The 15,981-nt window shown below is 59.4% G+C and carries 12 protein-coding genes; 11 read left to right on the top strand and 1 reads right to left on the bottom strand.

The genetic code is table 11. The features are described 5' to 3' along the window. The first annotated feature begins 688 nt into the window (after window positions 1–688). From P6U24_RS05770 to P6U24_RS05760, 3 genes are all read left to right on the top strand, one after another. Window positions 689–898 (top strand): hypothetical protein, encoded by a 210-nt coding sequence (locus tag P6U24_RS05770; protein ID WP_407158221.1) that lies wholly within the window; start codon window positions 689–691, stop codon window positions 896–898. A gap of 995 nt (window positions 899–1,893) precedes the next feature. After that, on the top strand, window positions 1,894–2,655 hold the full coding sequence (locus P6U24_RS05765; protein ID WP_407158220.1) for a phage integrase central domain-containing protein: 762 nt from the start codon (window positions 1,894–1,896) through the stop codon (window positions 2,653–2,655). Beyond that, window positions 2,594–3,046, top strand: coding sequence for a hypothetical protein (locus tag P6U24_RS05760; protein WP_407158219.1), 453 nt, complete (start codon window positions 2,594–2,596; stop codon window positions 3,044–3,046). Before P6U24_RS05765 ends, P6U24_RS05760 begins: the two co-directional genes overlap by 62 nt. A gap of 32 nt (window positions 3,047–3,078) precedes the next feature. On the opposite strand, the gene P6U24_RS05755 is transcribed toward P6U24_RS05760, so the two are convergent. Continuing rightward, window positions 3,079–4,265 (bottom strand): IS3 family transposase gene (locus tag P6U24_RS05755; protein WP_407158218.1). Its coding sequence is split into 2 segments (ribosomal slippage): window positions 3,079–4,013 and window positions 4,013–4,265, totalling 1,188 coding nucleotides; the frame shifts between segments, so codons are not numbered across the junction. A 918-nt stretch (window positions 4,266–5,183) separates the two neighbouring features. Between P6U24_RS05755 and P6U24_RS05750 the strand changes: the two genes are divergently transcribed. From P6U24_RS05750 to P6U24_RS05715, 8 genes are all read left to right on the top strand, one after another. Further along, window positions 5,184–5,741: a transcription termination/antitermination protein NusG gene (locus tag P6U24_RS05750; protein WP_407158217.1), complete on the top strand. Its 558-nt coding sequence runs from the start codon at window positions 5,184–5,186 to the stop codon at window positions 5,739–5,741. A 24-nt stretch (window positions 5,742–5,765) separates the two neighbouring features. Next, entirely contained in the window at window positions 5,766–6,545 is a 780-nt protein-coding gene (locus P6U24_RS05745) for a response regulator transcription factor (RefSeq protein WP_407158216.1), read from the top strand. Between the two features lie 91 nt (window positions 6,546–6,636). Then, window positions 6,637–7,575 carry a glucose-1-phosphate thymidylyltransferase RfbA gene (gene rfbA / locus P6U24_RS05740; RefSeq protein ID WP_407158215.1) on the top strand — a complete coding sequence of 313 codons (939 nt, stop codon included), beginning with the start codon at window positions 6,637–6,639 and terminating at the stop codon, window positions 7,573–7,575. 152 nt (window positions 7,576–7,727) lie between these two features. Next, a complete protein-coding gene (locus tag P6U24_RS05735; protein WP_407158214.1) occupies window positions 7,728–10,187 on the top strand; it encodes a DUF1972 domain-containing protein in 2,460 nt (819 codons plus the stop codon). 9 nt (window positions 10,188–10,196) lie between these two features. Next, the gene (locus P6U24_RS05730) at window positions 10,197–11,366 is read left to right on the top strand and encodes a glycosyltransferase family 4 protein (protein WP_407158213.1); all 1,170 of its coding nucleotides are present in this window, start codon (window positions 10,197–10,199) and stop codon (window positions 11,364–11,366) included. Continuing rightward, window positions 11,336–13,270, top strand: coding sequence for a GumC family protein (locus tag P6U24_RS05725; RefSeq protein WP_407158212.1), 1,935 nt, complete (start codon window positions 11,336–11,338; stop codon window positions 13,268–13,270). Before P6U24_RS05730 ends, P6U24_RS05725 begins: the two co-directional genes overlap by 31 nt. A 195-nt stretch (window positions 13,271–13,465) precedes the next feature. Next, window positions 13,466–14,677 (top strand): VpsF family polysaccharide biosynthesis protein, encoded by a 1,212-nt coding sequence (locus P6U24_RS05720; RefSeq protein WP_407158211.1) that lies wholly within the window; start codon window positions 13,466–13,468, stop codon window positions 14,675–14,677. Further along, a complete protein-coding gene (locus P6U24_RS05715) occupies window positions 14,638–15,876 on the top strand; it encodes a glycoside hydrolase family 5 protein (protein ID WP_407158210.1) in 1,239 nt (412 codons plus the stop codon). The genes P6U24_RS05720 and P6U24_RS05715 overlap by 40 nt, the downstream gene beginning before the upstream one ends. Window positions 15,877–15,981 lie beyond the last annotated feature (105 nt).

Here is a 15,981-nt window from a genome sequence, read left to right as displayed (position 1 = left end):
GAGTCCGGCCCGACCAAGGACGGACAGATGAAGCGTAAGCGGTTCACGGAAGAGCAGATCATCACGGTTTTGAAGCATGAGGCCGGCGAAGACGGCTGATCCGATCCTCAGATTCGGAGTAGAGGCAAGGTTCTGTCCGAGAGGACTTCTATCCTTACTCTCGACGAAGTCCAACGATAGCGCTGCGCACAGCCGAACCTGGGCGTCGCGATCCCTGATTCCCGGAACCCGCCCCGTTGGTTAGACCGGGACGGTGAGCGAGTCATGACAGAAGTGGTTGCAGGGATAGGATTTGAACCTATGATCTTCAGGTTGTGAGGTTGAATGGCATTTCTACACACCCGAAGGTAACCAACGGGACCAAGTGAGCACTGGACGGCAGATTACGAGCTTGCCAACAGCGCTTCCGGTTTATCCGATTTGTACGCTACGGCGCGCAGGACTTGGCGACGGCATCAGAGAGCCTTTTGTTTGACGCCCAGGGCATATAGATCGACGCATCCTGGGCAATTGGGTCAAGCACAGATGCCATCGAAACAAGTCAGCAGCAATCTCGTCAACTACCGCAAAAGCAGTGCCTTCATGATAAGCCCGCGTCGACACCAAGGCCGCGCCAAGGCAATGCCCGTCTCGCTCAGCGGGGCTTGATCAGGTCGTGGCGCAGATCATCTAAGCACATGTAAGAAACATGGTTGACAATGACAACAATAAGCGGCGTCGGCTCGTCGAGCTCAAGGACGGTTGCCGCTATGGCAAATTCGGAAAGACTAAGGCTTATGAACTGATCGCAAAGGAGCTGATCAGAGCCTATAAGATGGGAGGCAAGACCATGGTGGACCTCGACAGCGTGGACGAATATCACGCCTCGTTGCCTAGGGTCGAATCGAGAGCAAACTAGGCCGCCGACCTCGAGATGGCGGGCTCAACGTTAAGCAGGCCATCGATGCGTTCGACCCAATGCTGCATTAAACGCATGCGCTCGGCCCAATAGCCGTGCGGTTATCGATGCCGTGGATGTCGTTCTTGTCGCCGTTGCCAAAATGGCGCCACACACCTCGTTGCGCCATCGCCGCTTTTTCCTCCGGGACGTGGCGAATTGGGCCTCCACTACATCACCGTCGTACGCGCCTCCTGGTTGAGCAGGTTCGACGCGGTCGAGCGGAAGCCGTGGGCGCAGTGGGTCGCCGCCGGCGGCAGTATCGCAGTCGATAGTCGGCAGCGTCTTGTTCAGTGTTTTCGGACATCAGGACGCCCTCGTCATTGGACGCCCAGCAGATTGCGGATCAGCGTCGCGCGATCCCGCGTTTTCGATAATTGGTTTCGCGTGCACGTGGACAAAGACCCCCCTAAACCTCGCGATATTGCGTTAAGTCGAGTCCCGCTGGGACTTCGAGTCGGAGCCGGGTTCGATTCCGGTCGGGGCGATTTTGGAGACCGGAATGGCAAGGGGCGTGCCCGCTGCCGTGGAGGTCTGCTGTTATATTTTTACCAGCTGACACCACGCGTCATCTTGCTGGTATTTCTGCTGGTATCGGTAGCAATTGACAGATAAAATGACCCTAAATTCAATTGGTTGCGGGAATAGGCGACTGCCGGCCAGGGGCACCAACCAGGCTGTTCAAGCCCGTTCTAAAGCGTCCGCGCAGTGCTTGGAAACCCTTTGAAAATAGGCACTTCCGCGTAGGTCGGTGTTCGTCACCGTTTGTTCTCCTCCGATCCCAGCCGGCCGATTTGCTGGTATCCTGCTGGTATCAGGAGAGCAAACGTTCACGGCGCCTTTCGCTGTTCCGAATGAAGGAATTGAGCAGATGGCCCGCAAGAACGATGGCGCGTGCGCCAACCCCAAGCAGATCAGGACCGACGCGCCGCCCGATCCAGATTCGAGAATGGCGCGTGGAGCCCCGCCAAGACTTCCGACGTGACCGGTGGCGGTCTCGATCTCTTCGTCACGCCGGACGTGAGCAGGCCCGGCAAAGCTGCCTCCAGGCTCTGGCGGATGGACTACCGCTTCCATGGCCGGCAGAAAACCTACTCCATCGGCCCTACGGCAACGGCAAGGATGGCACCTTCTCGCTCGCCGACGCGCGGCGCGAGCGCGACAAGGCCAAAGATCTGCTCAAGGACGGCAAAGACCCGAGCATCGAGAAGCAGCTCGACAAGCACAGGCAGGCCGCCTCCCGGCCTTTCGGGAAATGGGCCGACGAGTGGCTCGCAAAGAAGAAGGTCGAAAGGGTCAAACGCGGCAGGATCGTCGCGGTGCGCGACCCCAAGACCATCGAGGTGCTTGAACTGCGCGTCGGCTACATCAAGAACCGCTTCGGCAAGCTGTGCAGGCAGGGCATCAAGCGTCCGGACGTGCTCGCTCTTATGCGTTCATACGAAGCCGAGGGAAAGCTCGAAACTCGCGACCGCGTGCGTAGCATCGGCGAGCAAGTCTGCGACTGTGTCGAAGGCGACGGCTACAATCGATTCCGCAACCTGAAGGGGCAGATGATTGCCAATATTTCGACGCCGCGTCCCGGCGTCACCGAACCACGCGACGTGACGCGCGTCTTCAAGCCCATCAGCGCACCATGGCCGAGAGCAAGGTCTAGTGACGTTGTTGGCCTTGCGCTTCGATGCGCTGACCATTCCCCGCCCCGGCATGGTCAATGAAATGGAGTGGAGCGAAGTCGATTGGGACGCCGAACGCTGGACTATTCCAGCCACCAAAATGAAGACCGGTTGGGACCGTGTCGTGCAAGATTTCGTCGACAAGAACGAGACGGCAAAGTCAACCGGTTTGAGAGGCCGCCAGCCGGTCGCGCCGCAGCCGGGCACTAGCAGGACGACCGCGCGCAGCGCTGCCGTTCTCGTCGGGATTCTCGCTCTGATTGGAATCGGCTACGGCATTTACAAGGCCGTCAGCCTAGGCCGGGACGAGATCGTTGTACGCTACACGGCATGCCTGCGAGAATATGAGAGAAACTGTGGCTTTAACCACGATGTCTATCTCTACTGCTACGCGGATGCCGCAGCGTACATCAAGGAAAAGACCAGTGCTTGAGGGTGTCGGCAAACTGACCTGCCACCGAACTTTCATCCAGTAGCAGTTAGAGTCTCAGGGTTTTGTACGCCGATTGGCGCGGGTGGAGCAACGGGCGATCGGCGGAGCTGGCCGGGATTGCGCAGCCGATCGTCCGTTGCGGTGAATGTGGCGGCGTAGGCCGCCGGCGTGAGGTATCTCAGCGACGAGTGCGGGCGATCGCCATTGTAGTCGGCGATCCATGCCGCGATCTTGGTCCTGGCATCATTGAGGTCGAAGAACAGCGTCTCGTTCAAGAACTCATCGCGCATGCGTCCGTTGAAGCTCTCGACGAAGGCGTTCTGGATCGGCTTACCCGGCGCAATGAAGTGCCAGTCGATGCTGGTTTCTTTGCACCAGGCCAGCATGGCGTTGCAGGTGAACTCGGTGCCGTTGTCGGAAACAATCGAGCCCGGCTTGCCACGCCGCGCGATGATCGCCGTCAATTCCCGGGCCACCCGCCGTCCGGAGATCGACGTGCCCGGGATCGCACCCAGGCATTCCTTGGTGACGTCGTCGACAATGTTGAGGACACGGAAGCGCCGACCGTTGGCGAACTGGTCGTAGACGAAGTCCAGGGACCAGCGCGCGTTCGGCCTCGTTTCCAGAAGGATCGGCACCCGGACGCCAACTGCCTTGCGACGGGTCCGACGCTTACGCACGGCGAGCCCTTCTTCCCGATAGAGCCGGTGGACACGGTTGATCCCCGATGGCTCGCCTTCCCGCCGCAGCAAAATGAACAGTCGCCGATAGCCGAACCGGCGGCGTTCATTGGCAAGCTCACGCAGCCGGGCACGAAGCTCAGTATCCGGTGGCCGGCAAGAGCAGTAGCGGATCATCGTCCGGTCCGCTCCCACGATCGAACAGGCCCGCCGTTCCGACAGGCCCATCTTGGCCTTCAGGTGCGCGACGCCGGCGCGCTTGGCGGCGGGCCCTACCATTTTTTTGACAACAACTCACGGAGCGCCGCCGCATCAAGCATCTGCTCGGCCAGAAGCTTCTTCAGCTTCGTGTTCTCCTCCTCCAGCGCCTTCAGCCGCTTGGCCTCGGAGACGTCCATGCCGCCGTATTTAGCCTTCCAGTTGTAAAACGTCGCTTCCGAGATCCCATGCTTCCGAGCCAGATCGGCCGTCTTGGCGCCGGCCTCGTGCTCCTTCAGCACCGCGATGATCTGCTCTTCCGTGAACCGTGCTCGCTTCATCTGTCCGTCCTCGTCAGGCCGGACTCTAACTCCTCCTGGAGGAAATTCTCAGGGGCAGGTCAAAACGCAATAGGGTCGCATGACGGAAACAAATGCGGCTACACCAACGCTCCGGTGTTGTGCACGAAAAAGGCTCCGTAGCCTGAGGCGAGTGCTCGACACCTACCGTGATCAATGGCCAGATTAATACAGCAGCTTGGGGAGAGGCGCTCGCGGAAAATCGCGTTTTTCTTGGCCTTTTTCAAGAGTGCGGTTAAGCGCGTCATCGTACGCCCGCGCCGTGCGGCCAAGGAGCGGGGCCTGTAGCAGCACGTAGAAATGCAGCAGCACAAAAAAGATCGGCGATCGATCCGCTCGATGAGAATAACTGCACCATCCAGAGCTGACCTAAAAGCGGCAGCTCGCACTTCGCTAACGGGTCAATAAACGATATCGCATGCTTGGATGGGTACGAAAAACGAGCCGCGATGCCCGCTCAGCGGGCATGACATGCCGCTTCGAGTGTCCTCACTTTGAGCGATTTACTTGTAAGATCTGTGACAGACCCATGACATCACGAGCCCGTCCTCGCGGACACTCTCGAACGAAACACGTCTCTACCGTTCCTGCTCACCCGATCGGCATACATCCCCGCCCTACCCCAATCGACATAATTGCATATCGCGAGACCTCTGCGCATAATCTGTGGGTAGGAATGGCCTCCGCCGATCAAGTGCTGCGAGGCGAAGCAAGAGAGAACGCGGGTTAGCGCAGAACACGCCCCGCGTATTAATTTACGTGTGAACCATGTCCGACGCGTCGGACAGTCCGGCTCACCCGAAGTGCGGTAGCGTTGGACCATCGGTTCGTCCGCTTGCTCGCCATGCAACTTTAAACCAGTAGCCTCACCTCCCAACAGCTAGCGCCGAGTAGAACTACATGTTTGTTACCTCACCGTCCCGACGCGAGCGCTGGTATGCCGTTTACACTCTGCCAAATCGGGAGGCGGGTGCGCAACTGAACCTTAGGAATCAGGGCTTTCGGACTTTTTTGCCGTTGCTACCAAAGACAGTCCGACACGCCCGCCGGCATGAGACGATTCTCGCCCCCCTCTTTCCACGCTACATGTTTGTTGCGCTCGATCCGACGCGCGATAGATGGCGCGCCATCAACGGTACCCACGGAGTCACCACATTGATAATGTACGATGAGCGCCCCGCGCCTGTGCAGTCCGGCGTCGTCGAAACCCTTATTGCGTCAAGCACTCCCGCGGGAGAGGTTCTATATTGTCAGGATGTTGCGCTAGGTGATCGTGTGCGACTCATTGCTGGTCCTTTTGCTGGCCAGCTCGGGATATTGCAGCGGCTTAATACTGCCGGACGCGTTCAGGTCCTGCTTGAAATAATGGGGAGCCAGATTCCGACCAATCTCCATGCGCGCAGCGTGGTTCCAGCTGGCCAAAGCAGGGCCGCAAGTGGAGCAGCAGTGCATCCCTAAGATGCTTTGCTGGAGCTGCACGCGATGGACCGGACCTCATTAGCCGTTGCACTTGTTAGCCCTGATCCAGACTTAAAGGACGGGCTTGCCAGGACTTTGATCCGCGCCGACTATCGGGTGCACGCCCCGCCCCCCGAGGCCGCGCTCTTGGATACGCTTCCCGGAGCTGACCCGATCGTGGTGCTTGCGGATGTTCACGGAAATTTCCTCTTCACGCTTCATCAGCTCGTGCAATTCAAAGACCGTCATCCAGTCAGCTGGATAGCATTGCTAACGGCTGAGAACCGTATTGACGACCTTGTTCGGGCGTTTCGCTGCATCCACGACCCATTCTCGACGACCGTGGTCACGTGTGAAACGCTCGCCGACTCTGTCGCGCTGGCCCTACTCGCTCCAGAACACCTTCGTCCCGGCTACTTTGCGTTATTGTATCCGCATGCCGGGACCGAAACGGGCGAATTGCTCCAAAGCCGCGCTTTGGCCGCCGCTATGCGCTATCGCAGTCCAGGATCACTCCGCGGGTGGAGCGATCGTGCGGACCCCCACTCGCGCATTGCTAAAAAGGACGAAGGCGACGGCGGGTCAATTAGCTCGGAGCCTATTGGCCGGCCGCTATTGTCGGCTCGACAAACGTTCATTCTCAAGTGTCTGCTCCAAGGCGAGTCGAACAAGGCAATTGCTCAGAGGATTCGCGTGACTGAAGGTACCGTGAAGATTCATATACAACGTCTTCTCAGAAGACTTGGCGTTCGAAATCGGACGGAGGCGGCCGTCTGGGCTCTTGGGAGAAGATGGGACCGCTAACCGCATCCCAGCCCAACTCTCTCAACTGTCGCGCTTGTCGTCACGCCCGTGAAGCGCGGACACTCCGGCAGCTCTCACAAAGGTCAAGATCATGCGCGGTATCATATTGGCTGGCGGCACCGGAACGCGGCTCCATCCCATCACCCAGGTCATCTCCAAACAGCTGCTCCCGGTTTACGACAAACCAATGATCTACTATCCGCTAACGACTCTTATGCTGGCGGACGTCCGTGAGATTCTACTGATCTCCACGCCAAGCGACCTACCACAATTCGAGCGGCTGCTCGGCAACGGGTCGCAATTCGGTATCTCTTTGCAATATGCAGAGCAGCCGCTGCCCGGCGGCTTGGCGCAAGCCTATCTCATCGGTGAAAAGTTCGTGAAGAACCAGCCGTCAATGCTGATACTGGGCGATAACATTTTCTATGGTCCCGATCTGCCGCGTGTGCTGCGTTCGGCCATTTCCCGCGGGCGGGGCGCCACAGTGTTCGCTTATGAGGTCGATGATCCTCATCGCTACGGAATTGTTAGCTTCGATGCGGTCGGCCAGGCCGCCGGGATCACCGAAAAACCTGAAGCACCGCAGTCAAACTGGGCCGTTACGGGGGCCTACATCTACGATGAAAACGCGCCTCGGCTGGCGGCTGAGTTGACGCCATCAGCACGCGGTGAACTCGAGATAACCGACCTGAACCGGGCTTACCTCGCGCGCGGGATGCTGACGGTCGAGAAACTTGGTCGTGGGTTCGCCTGGTTCGATACGGGAACACCAGAGTCGTTGATGGGAGCGGCCGAGTTCGTCCGGAACGTTGAGAAATGCCAGAAATACCTGATTGCCTGTCCTGAGGAAGTTGCTTTCAGTCATGGCTGGATTTCGTCCGCCGATCTACGACACCGCTCGGCAGCCCTGGCAAAAAGTGATTATGGGAAATACCTGTTGAAGCTTCATCATGATGTCCGGGATAAGCCGCCAAACGTCCCGGCGTCGCCGTTTCCCGCGGCGGCGCGTTCGGCCAGCGCTTTCTTCTGAGCAAAGCATCTGAGCAATATCGTGGAAGCTTTGGTCGCTGAGCGGCCAGCCAGCCTAAAACAGAGTTGAACCGGCGCGAGCGTTCCTGCTGGCAGTTCTGAAGACGTTGCCGCGGGCGGCTGCCGGCGCTGAGCGACGGCGAGGGCGGACGAATGTCATCCTTCAGTCTGATGGATTTGATCCGGAAGGTCGGTGCCGGCCCGCCGTCCGACCCGGGTTTGCTCGATGAAGCTAGTTCGTTGTCCGTTTCTGGTGTAAGCCGGAACGCATATCCTAGACTGATGATCCTCGGAACACGAGGCATCCCTGCTGCTCACGGCGGTTTCGAAACCTTCGCCGAAAAGTTTGCCCTCTATATGGTGGACCAGGGCTGGCAGGTCACTGTCTATTGCCAGGTAGACGACAGGAGCACAATCTCCACGCCAGGTCCGAAACTCTCGATCGACCATTGGCGCGGCATTCGCCGAGTGATCATACCGACGTCGGGTGATGGTCCGTTGTCGACAGTGATCTTCGACTGGCGTTGCGTTCTGCATGCCCGCCGCGAGGACGGGCTGGCGTTGGTCTTGGGTTATAACACCGCTTGCTTCTTGCCCCTGTTACGCATGCAAGGTCGACCGGTTCTGACCAACATGGATGGAATTGAGTGGAAGCGGCCGAAATGGTCTCCTGCCGTCCGGCTCTGGTTCCTGCTCAACGAGTGGATCGGATGCGCGACTTCCAGCGCGCTCATCGCCGATCATCCGGAGATCAACAAGCACCTGAAGCGCCGGGGCGCGGGAATCAAGATCTTCATGATCCCTTATGGTGCCGATCTCGTCGAGAGCGCTCACGTGCCTGCCCTGCGCGATTATGGGCTTGAGCCAAATGCCTTCATTGTCTCGATTGGTCGGATCGAACCGGAAAATTTAACTCTGGAGATTGTGCGCGCCTTCTCAAGACGCCGCCGTCCCTATTCGCTCGTATGCGTCGGAAAGCTCGACCCTGAGCGGAGCGCTTACCACAGGCAAGTGAAGGCAGCCGCGAGCGCGCAGGTGCGCTTCCCAGGAGCGATTTATGACCGGCAGACGATCGGCTCACTCCGCAGGGGTGCGCTGGCCTATGTCCACGGACATACCGTTGGCGGGACAAACCCATCGCTTGTGGAGGCGCTCGGCGCTGGAAGTGCCATCATTGCTCACCGGAATCCGTTCAATATGTGGACGGCAGGTCCCGAGCAGTTCTACTTCTCATCCGAAAGCGAGTGCGATGTTCTGCTTGATCATCTTGTAGACGATCCAGGTTCCGTCAACCGTGCCCGCCAGGCTGCCCGACGCCGTCACAGCCAAATGTTCGAGTGGCCTCGCATCTTCGATCGCTACCACGCTGTGTGCTCGCAGCTGATATCCGGACGAATGTCGCAAGTCTTGTCTCTGCTTTTCGCGCTGCTCGCCTCCCTTCAATCTAGCCCGGCACACAGCGAGTATATTCTCGGACCTGGCGATAAGCTTGACATCTCGGTTTCTGGATCGACTCCCCACCGCGCCACCGTCAATGCCGACGGCCAGGTTGCGATCCCACAGGTTGGTTATGTGGCGCTCGCAGGCCTGCCGCTCTCTGCAGCGCAAAGCCGACTGCAGGACGCGTATCGCGACAAGAAAGTTCTCCTCGATGCCGACGTTCTGCTGGAGATCGACGAGTACCGGCCATTCTACATCACAGGCGATGTCGCGCATCCAGGAGCGTATCCCTTTCGGCCGGACATCACGGTCCGGCAGGCCGTCGTCCTGGCGGGTGGGGTGGACACGATCCGGTTCCGCTTTGGAGATAACCCATTCATTCGTGCTGCTGATCTGCGCAATGAATATGAATCCCTTATTGCGGAAAACCTGCGGGTCAATCTGCGCCGGCGCAGGCTGCAGGCCGAACTTCAAGGTAAGGTCGACGCCGATTTTGGCGATCTGGAAAGCCCGTCGGTGTCGCCTGCAGCGTTCAACCAAGCGGTTTCGCTGGAAAAAGACCAGCTGAGGGAACGTGCCACACTTTTTCAGAAGGAGATTTCGTCTCTCAAGGCGGCCATCAGCAATACACAGCAGGATTTGAGCACACTTGCTGACGGGGTCAAAGTCGGCAGCGAAAGTATAAAGCAGGAGGAGGCGCAGCTGGCAATGATGAAGGGCAATTTCGACAGGGGTGTTATTCCTGCGAACAGGCTCTCGGAGCAGCAACGTGATCTGGCATACGCCAAGACGCAGTATCTCGCAGGATTGTCGCAGTCGTGGGCAGCGAGAAAATCGCTTGGCGACTTGCAGATCCAGCTGGAACAGACGATTCAATCTCGTCGCGAGAAGGCCTTGTCCGATCTCGCGGACAGCGATCTGGCCCTAGAGAAAATTAGGTCGCAACTCAAGGCAGTGGCGGAGAAGTTTGCGATCGTAGGCGGAGCACGGTCCGCGCTTTACATGAATTCGAAGAACGACGTTGTTGTCGAAATTCACCGCAAGGCCGGAGATGCGGTCAACACCTTGCAAGCAACTGTCGACACTGCGGTTGTTCCAGGTGACGTGATCGAGGTCGACCTAAAGCCCGCTCGGCTGATGGGGTTCGCTGGTTCCAACGATGTCGAGAAATAGAGCCACGCCTTGCGCCGGTTCGATATTCTTTGTGTTCACCCGCACTACGACCTCTATGGATCGGATCGCTGCTTCATCGAGTCGGTTGCTTCTCTCCGTGCCGCATTTCCGGGCGCCCGCATTCGCGTACTCGTTCCAAAGTATTGCAAATTGAGCATTCTGATCCAGCCATTCGTGGACGAGGTTAGCGTGGCGCCTTTGTGGGTGATCCGAAAACGTTATCTGCGCAGACTTATCACGCGGGATCTTTTCAGGCTACCGCACGCCCTGTCGCGCGCCTATGCACGCTTCCGCGCCAGTGACCTAGTCTATATCAATACGGTCACAGCTATCGACTACATGGTCGTTGCGGGCCTGTTCCGCCGCAAAGCGATCTTGCATGTTCATGAAGCGCCGACCGGCATCGTGGGCTGGGCGCTGAGACTGCTGGTGCGTGCCATTCGCGTTCCCACCATTTTCAATTCCACGGCGACCCGCGAATTCTACTCTTTGCCCGCCGCGGTTCCTTCTTACGTCCTGTACAACGGCTTCCGGGGGCCCGACGCTGTTGAACTCTCTACTTACGACGGCCTGCGACCGCTGCGGTTGCTCATGCTTGGGAGAATCAATCGCGGCAAAGGCCAGGATCTCCTGATCGAGGCCTGTAGCCGACTTCCCCGATCACTGCTGGACTGTCTGGAGGTCAGGATTGTCGGCAGCACCTTTGATGCGCAGCTGAAGCTCGAGGAGGACCTGCACCATCGAGCCAAAGCTGTTTCTCGTTCGGATGTAATCCGGTTCGAACCCTTTGTCGCCGACCCCAGTGCCCACTTCCAGTGGTGCGACCTTGCCGTCGTGCCGTCGCGCGTGCCGGAAGGCTTCGGTCGGGTCGCCGTGGAGGCGATGGCCTTTGGGCGAGCGTCGATCGTCGCAGCTCATGGCGGTCTCACCGAGATCGTGGTGAATCAGGAAACAGGGTGGCATTTTGCGCCCAATGACCCGCAGGCCCTCGCCGATTGCATTTGCCGAGCACTCAATTCCCCCGAGACCGTGACGGCGTTCGGACAGGCGGGACGGCTCCGATTCGAAAATCTGTTTGCCGCCCATCTGGTCGACCAGCAGTTCAAACGAATTGTCAGCGGCCTGGTACAGCAGGCTCAGGAGGCACAATGTCGTTCGAGAAGGGGCCGACGTTCGTGACCCACCCGTGGCTCGCCGGCCGCTTCGATGAAGCGCAAATTTTGGAGCAGCCGGGCATCGATCTGAAGGAAATGCTGGCCATCGTGCGGCGCCGCCACATCCTGTTCCTCGGCGTCAGCGGAGCGATGATCCTGCTGACGCTGCTTTATCTGCTCGCGGCTAAGCCAACCTACACTGCTACTGCGGAAATATTGTTGGATCCGAGCGGCGAGCGAATGACCGAAAGCGGACCGATTTCAGAAAGCGCACCGCCCGACGGGGGGGCCGCGTTCGCTGAAAGCCAGCTCAGGGTCGTGCAGTCGGAGAGCGTTCTGCGCCGTGTGGCCGCGACCGAGCAACTGTACTCCGACCCCGAATTCGGGGGCGAGCCGACATTGCGGGTTCCGCCTGCGGTGGCGGCCTTCTTGGGTCGGATCAGGGGCCACCAGGACAGCCAGGAAAGCAGTGAATTGCGCGCGCTGCGGCGGCTCCGCGATGCGGTCAACAGCAAACACGCCGGTAAGGCGCTCGTGATCGATGTGCTGGCGTCATCGCATGACCCACAAAAATCTGCGCGGCTGGCCAATGCTGTCGTGGACGCGTATTTAGCACAGGACGCCGATGCCCGAGCCGGGGCAGCAATCCAGACCGCCAACGCGCTCTCTGCACATCTGGGCGATCTGAGTGAGCAGGTCCGCCAGTCCGACGAGAAGGTCCAGCATTTCAAGTTCGAGCACAATACAATTGTGACGCCCAACGAACTCACCTCGCTGTCAACAAAGGAAGCGCTGGTCGCACTGCGCGAGCTTGAACGTAAGGCCGAGGTGGATCGTACGATCTATCAATCTTTCCTCACGCGCGCGCGTCAGGCCGCAGCAAAGGGCGCTCTCGGCCTGACGAACGCCCGCATCATCTCTCAGGCCGTTGCTCCAATTCGACCGAGCTGGCCTCCAGTCGCTGCGTTGCTCGGGCTTGCCAGCGTGCTTGGGGTCGGACTTGGAATTGGAGCAGCGCTGGCTAGGGACTATTTCGATAGCAGGATCCACACGCGACGCCAGCTGGAGGCTTCGTGCCAGCACCGAGTGCTTGCGGCGATCCCCGATCTGAAGCCCACGATGTCAATGCCCAAAATTGTTGGTAACATGTTCAGCGGTGCCCCGGAGCTGGCTGTTGCCGACATACAATTCCTGCGGCTTCGAGATTCGTTGCGCAGCGCTGAAGTCCGTGGTCCCCGTAGTCCCGGCACAATCCTACTCATCACCTCAAGCGGCAAGGGTCAGGGCAACTCCACCATCGCGGCGAATCTCGCACTTGCTTCGATGCATGACGGCGAGTGCGTTCTGCTCGTTGACGCGGATCTCCGAAGCCGCGCGATCTCCAATCAGCTTCCCGCCAAGCTGACGAGCAACTCAAGGACTAATTCCATCGGCGGTTCCATTAGGACGGAGCACCCGGGATTCAACGACGTCATCAAAGGCTTGGCCGGTTTCGAAGCCTCGCTGCGGTTCGCGGTGCCCGAGCGCTTGGCAATTCTTCCCGCAGGTTCTGCAGAGGCACCGCCATCGCGGGTTGACCGCGTCGAGCTGATGGATCTGGTCTTCTCCAAAGCGTTGCAGTTCGATTTGACCATCGTCGATTGCGGCGACGCTCCTTCGAACCGCCTCGTGCGGAGCCTCGCCGCCGTCGCGCACCAGATCCTCCTGGTGGTAAAGGCCGGAGCAACCAGACCTGCAGACATTGAGCTCGCGAACGCTATCTTGAGCGTTGCCCCGAGCGGCATTCGCGGCATCATTCTCAACTCCAGCGCGCGTCGTGGAACGCGCGCGTCTTGGAAAACGCATTCTGCTGGCTCTCGAACGGCCGTCTGCCATCATTCGGCCGGTGGGACAACTGCGCGGTCGTACCCGAAGCTCGCTGAAAGATAGTCATTTTCCCGAGGCTTGGCGCTCCCGCGCCAGCAATTGACAGATAGCCAGGCGCGGCGATCCCAATCGACATGCAGCCGAACAATCCACCAAATGACTGACATCACGGCGACAAACTTTTGCCCGTCCAGCATTTCCGCGCGATCAGCGCCTGCATCTAGCCAGGTGCTCTCGGCTCTGGTGAGACTGATAGTCTTGCTGCTCTTCACCGTATCCGGCGGCATGTTATGGGAGCTTGGCCTAAACTATGATGGGATCACCGGGGCCCCCGCGTCGAAGATCCACCCGGCCACGTATGCAACAGTGGTGGCGTTCGCGCTGTTCGTGCTCGCACGCCGCAATCCTGCGTCGCTGGTCCCGAAGTTGGCATCGCAGCGTCCAGGTTCGGTCGTCTTCTTCCTTGCTGCCCTCTCAGTGCTGGCCTTCATCGTCATTGACCGCCGGCCTGGACCAGCAGGGACGGTCGACACATTTATCCTTCCGATTCTGCTGACGTGGATTCTTGCGGAACAGAACGCCAGGAGCATGCGCTCGTTGGAGTTGATGCTCCACCTGCTGCTCACATCTAACGCGCTGCTCACGCTGTACGAGTTCATAGCCGGAACTCAGCTGTTCCCGTATCGGTTCGAAGGCGAACTGCTTATCGACTACCGCCCCGGTGGATTGATCGGACACCCGCTGACCAATTCGGTTGTGACCGGGACATACATCGCCAGCTTGCTGAGTGGGGGTGCGTGTCTTGGCCAACTCCTCAGACCGCCACTGATCCTCCTACAGTGGACTGCGCTGGCTGCAGCCGGAGGCCGGACGGCGCTGATCCTGATCACGGCCCTTATTGGTTTCCAAGTGCCGCGTTTCGTACTCGGGCTGGCCACGGGACGCCGCCTCAGCCTCCTGGGATGGGCCGCCTGCACCATCATGCCGGTGATCATTGGTGCCGGCATCGTTGCCCTCCACACTGCGGGATTCTTCGATCCCTTGGTCGATCGTTTCAAAGACGACACCGGCAGTGCCCAGACGCGCGTACAAATGTTCGATATGTTTTCCCACCTGGGGCTCCGTGACCTGCTGCTATCTCCGGACGTGGCATTGATCGAGTCGTTGCGGCCAGCTCAAGGCTTGGAGCAGGGGATCGAGAACCCGGTCATCCGCCTTGTCCTGTACCAGGGCATTGCGGCGACCGCGGCGCTTGTGCTCGGCTTCATTTTGTTTGTTCGCGAGGTGATCCGGCCACTACGACACGGGTACGGCCTGCCGCTGGCGTTCTTTCTAGCGGTCATCATGTCCTTTGAAAGTCTGAGCAGTAAGTCGCTGCTGCTTGCACAGTTCATCGTGATCGTTTTGGTCATGTTCAGAGTCGCACGCCCATGGAACAACCAACTCGCCGTGATGTCATCAAGTCGTTGATGGTCGCGAGCAGCGTCTGTCTGCCTGGTTCCGGCTTACGATGCGAGCCTGCGAAGGCCGCATTTCGCCGCGGCATCAACATCTGGCCGTGGTTCGCACTGACCCGTGAGTTTGCACCGCCGAGCCGCGCCTATGCATGGCCTCCGTTTGAGAGCGACCGGCCGCAGCCGTCGGCAGCCGATCTCGCGGCCCTGCACCGTGTCGGCTTCGACTTCGTCCGCCTCCCGGTCGATCCGGGGCCATTTCTTGCGGCGAACCGCGATCAGCGCCAGCAATTGCTTGCGACCGTCGAGCGCGCTGTCGACTCCATTCTAGCGGCGGGCCTCTCCGTCGTGCTCAACCTGCATCCGAACGAGGCGACGCATTTTTGGAATCCCCAACAGATGCTGGATGAGAGCCCGCGGGGTTCTTTCGGTTCGTTCGTCGATCTTGTCGTTGACGCGGCGCGGCTGCTGCGGACAGCTCCCGAGGGACGAGCGATGCTGGAATTGATGAACGAACCGCCCCAGCCATGCGGCTCCGTAGAGTGGCAGAAGCAGCAGTCGCACCTGCTTGCCGCAGCCCGAAGTGCCGCTCCCGATTTGAGAGTGATGCTCACCGGCGCCTGCGGGAGCCTGCCGGAAGGCCTGCTCGCGCTTGCCTCGACTGATGACCCAAACGTTGTCTTCACCTTCCACTATTACTGGCCGTACCTCTTCTCGCACCAGGGTGCGACATGGATGACGGAAGAGCCGATATACCGCTACTTGCGATCCGTTCCCTGGCCCGCCGCCGCTGGCGATCTCGATTCGACGGTAGCGATTTTCCGCAAACAGGTCATGGCGGATGCGGCATTGTCGAAGGCAGAACGAGAAGCTCTGCTGATCCAGGGCCAGGACAAGCTCGCGACCTACTTCGCAGCCCAAGTAGATGGATCAAGCATCGAGAAGGACTTTGCGCCCATCGATGAGTGGCGAGAGCTGCATAACATTTCGTCCGACCGAATTCTGCTTGGCGAATTCGGTGCCACCAAATGGGCTGCCCCCCCCGATCGAGCTAGGTATGTGCGCGACGTCCGCAGTGCCGCGGAGGCACGCGGCTTTGGTTGGGCGTTCTGGAACATGTTCGACGTGATGGGCGTCACCGTCGACGATCACACCCACGTGCTGGACGGCGCCATTTTGGCCGCGCTCGGATTGCAGGCTCCCGACGGAAGGTGAGCGCTGATACTTGCCCTCGGAAATCCTCAATGTGCCCCGGTAATGACGCCGGCGCATTCATGTGCTGCCGCGATCCGCTGCGCTGCGGCCCGAGAGGCGCGCCGA

Source organism: Bradyrhizobium sp. STM 3557, assembly GCF_045571465.1.
Lineage (GTDB): Bacteria > Pseudomonadota > Alphaproteobacteria > Rhizobiales > Xanthobacteraceae > Bradyrhizobium.
The sequence above is the reverse complement of the archived record's forward strand: the minus strand, read 5'-3'. Positions and strand labels throughout refer to the sequence as shown.

Bases quoted from the DNA above. Each gene is read 5' to 3' on its own strand.
- P6U24_RS05715 (WP_407158210.1), top strand. From the start codon at position 14,638: ATGGAACAACCAACTCGCCGTGATGTCATCAAGTCGTTGATGGTCGCG.
- P6U24_RS05735 (WP_407158214.1), top strand. From the start codon at position 7,728: ATGTCATCCTTCAGTCTGATGGATTTGATCCGGAAGGTCGGTGCCGGC.
- P6U24_RS05770 (WP_407158221.1), top strand. From the start codon at position 689: ATGGTTGACAATGACAACAATAAGCGGCGTCGGCTCGTCGAGCTCAAG.
- P6U24_RS05745 (WP_407158216.1), top strand. From the start codon at position 5,766: ATGGACCGGACCTCATTAGCCGTTGCACTTGTTAGCCCTGATCCAGAC.
- rfbA (WP_407158215.1), top strand. From the start codon at position 6,637: ATGCGCGGTATCATATTGGCTGGCGGCACCGGAACGCGGCTCCATCCC.
- P6U24_RS05725 (WP_407158212.1), top strand. From the start codon at position 11,336: ATGTCGTTCGAGAAGGGGCCGACGTTCGTGACCCACCCGTGGCTCGCC.
- P6U24_RS05750 (WP_407158217.1), top strand. From the start codon at position 5,184: ATGTTTGTTACCTCACCGTCCCGACGCGAGCGCTGGTATGCCGTTTAC.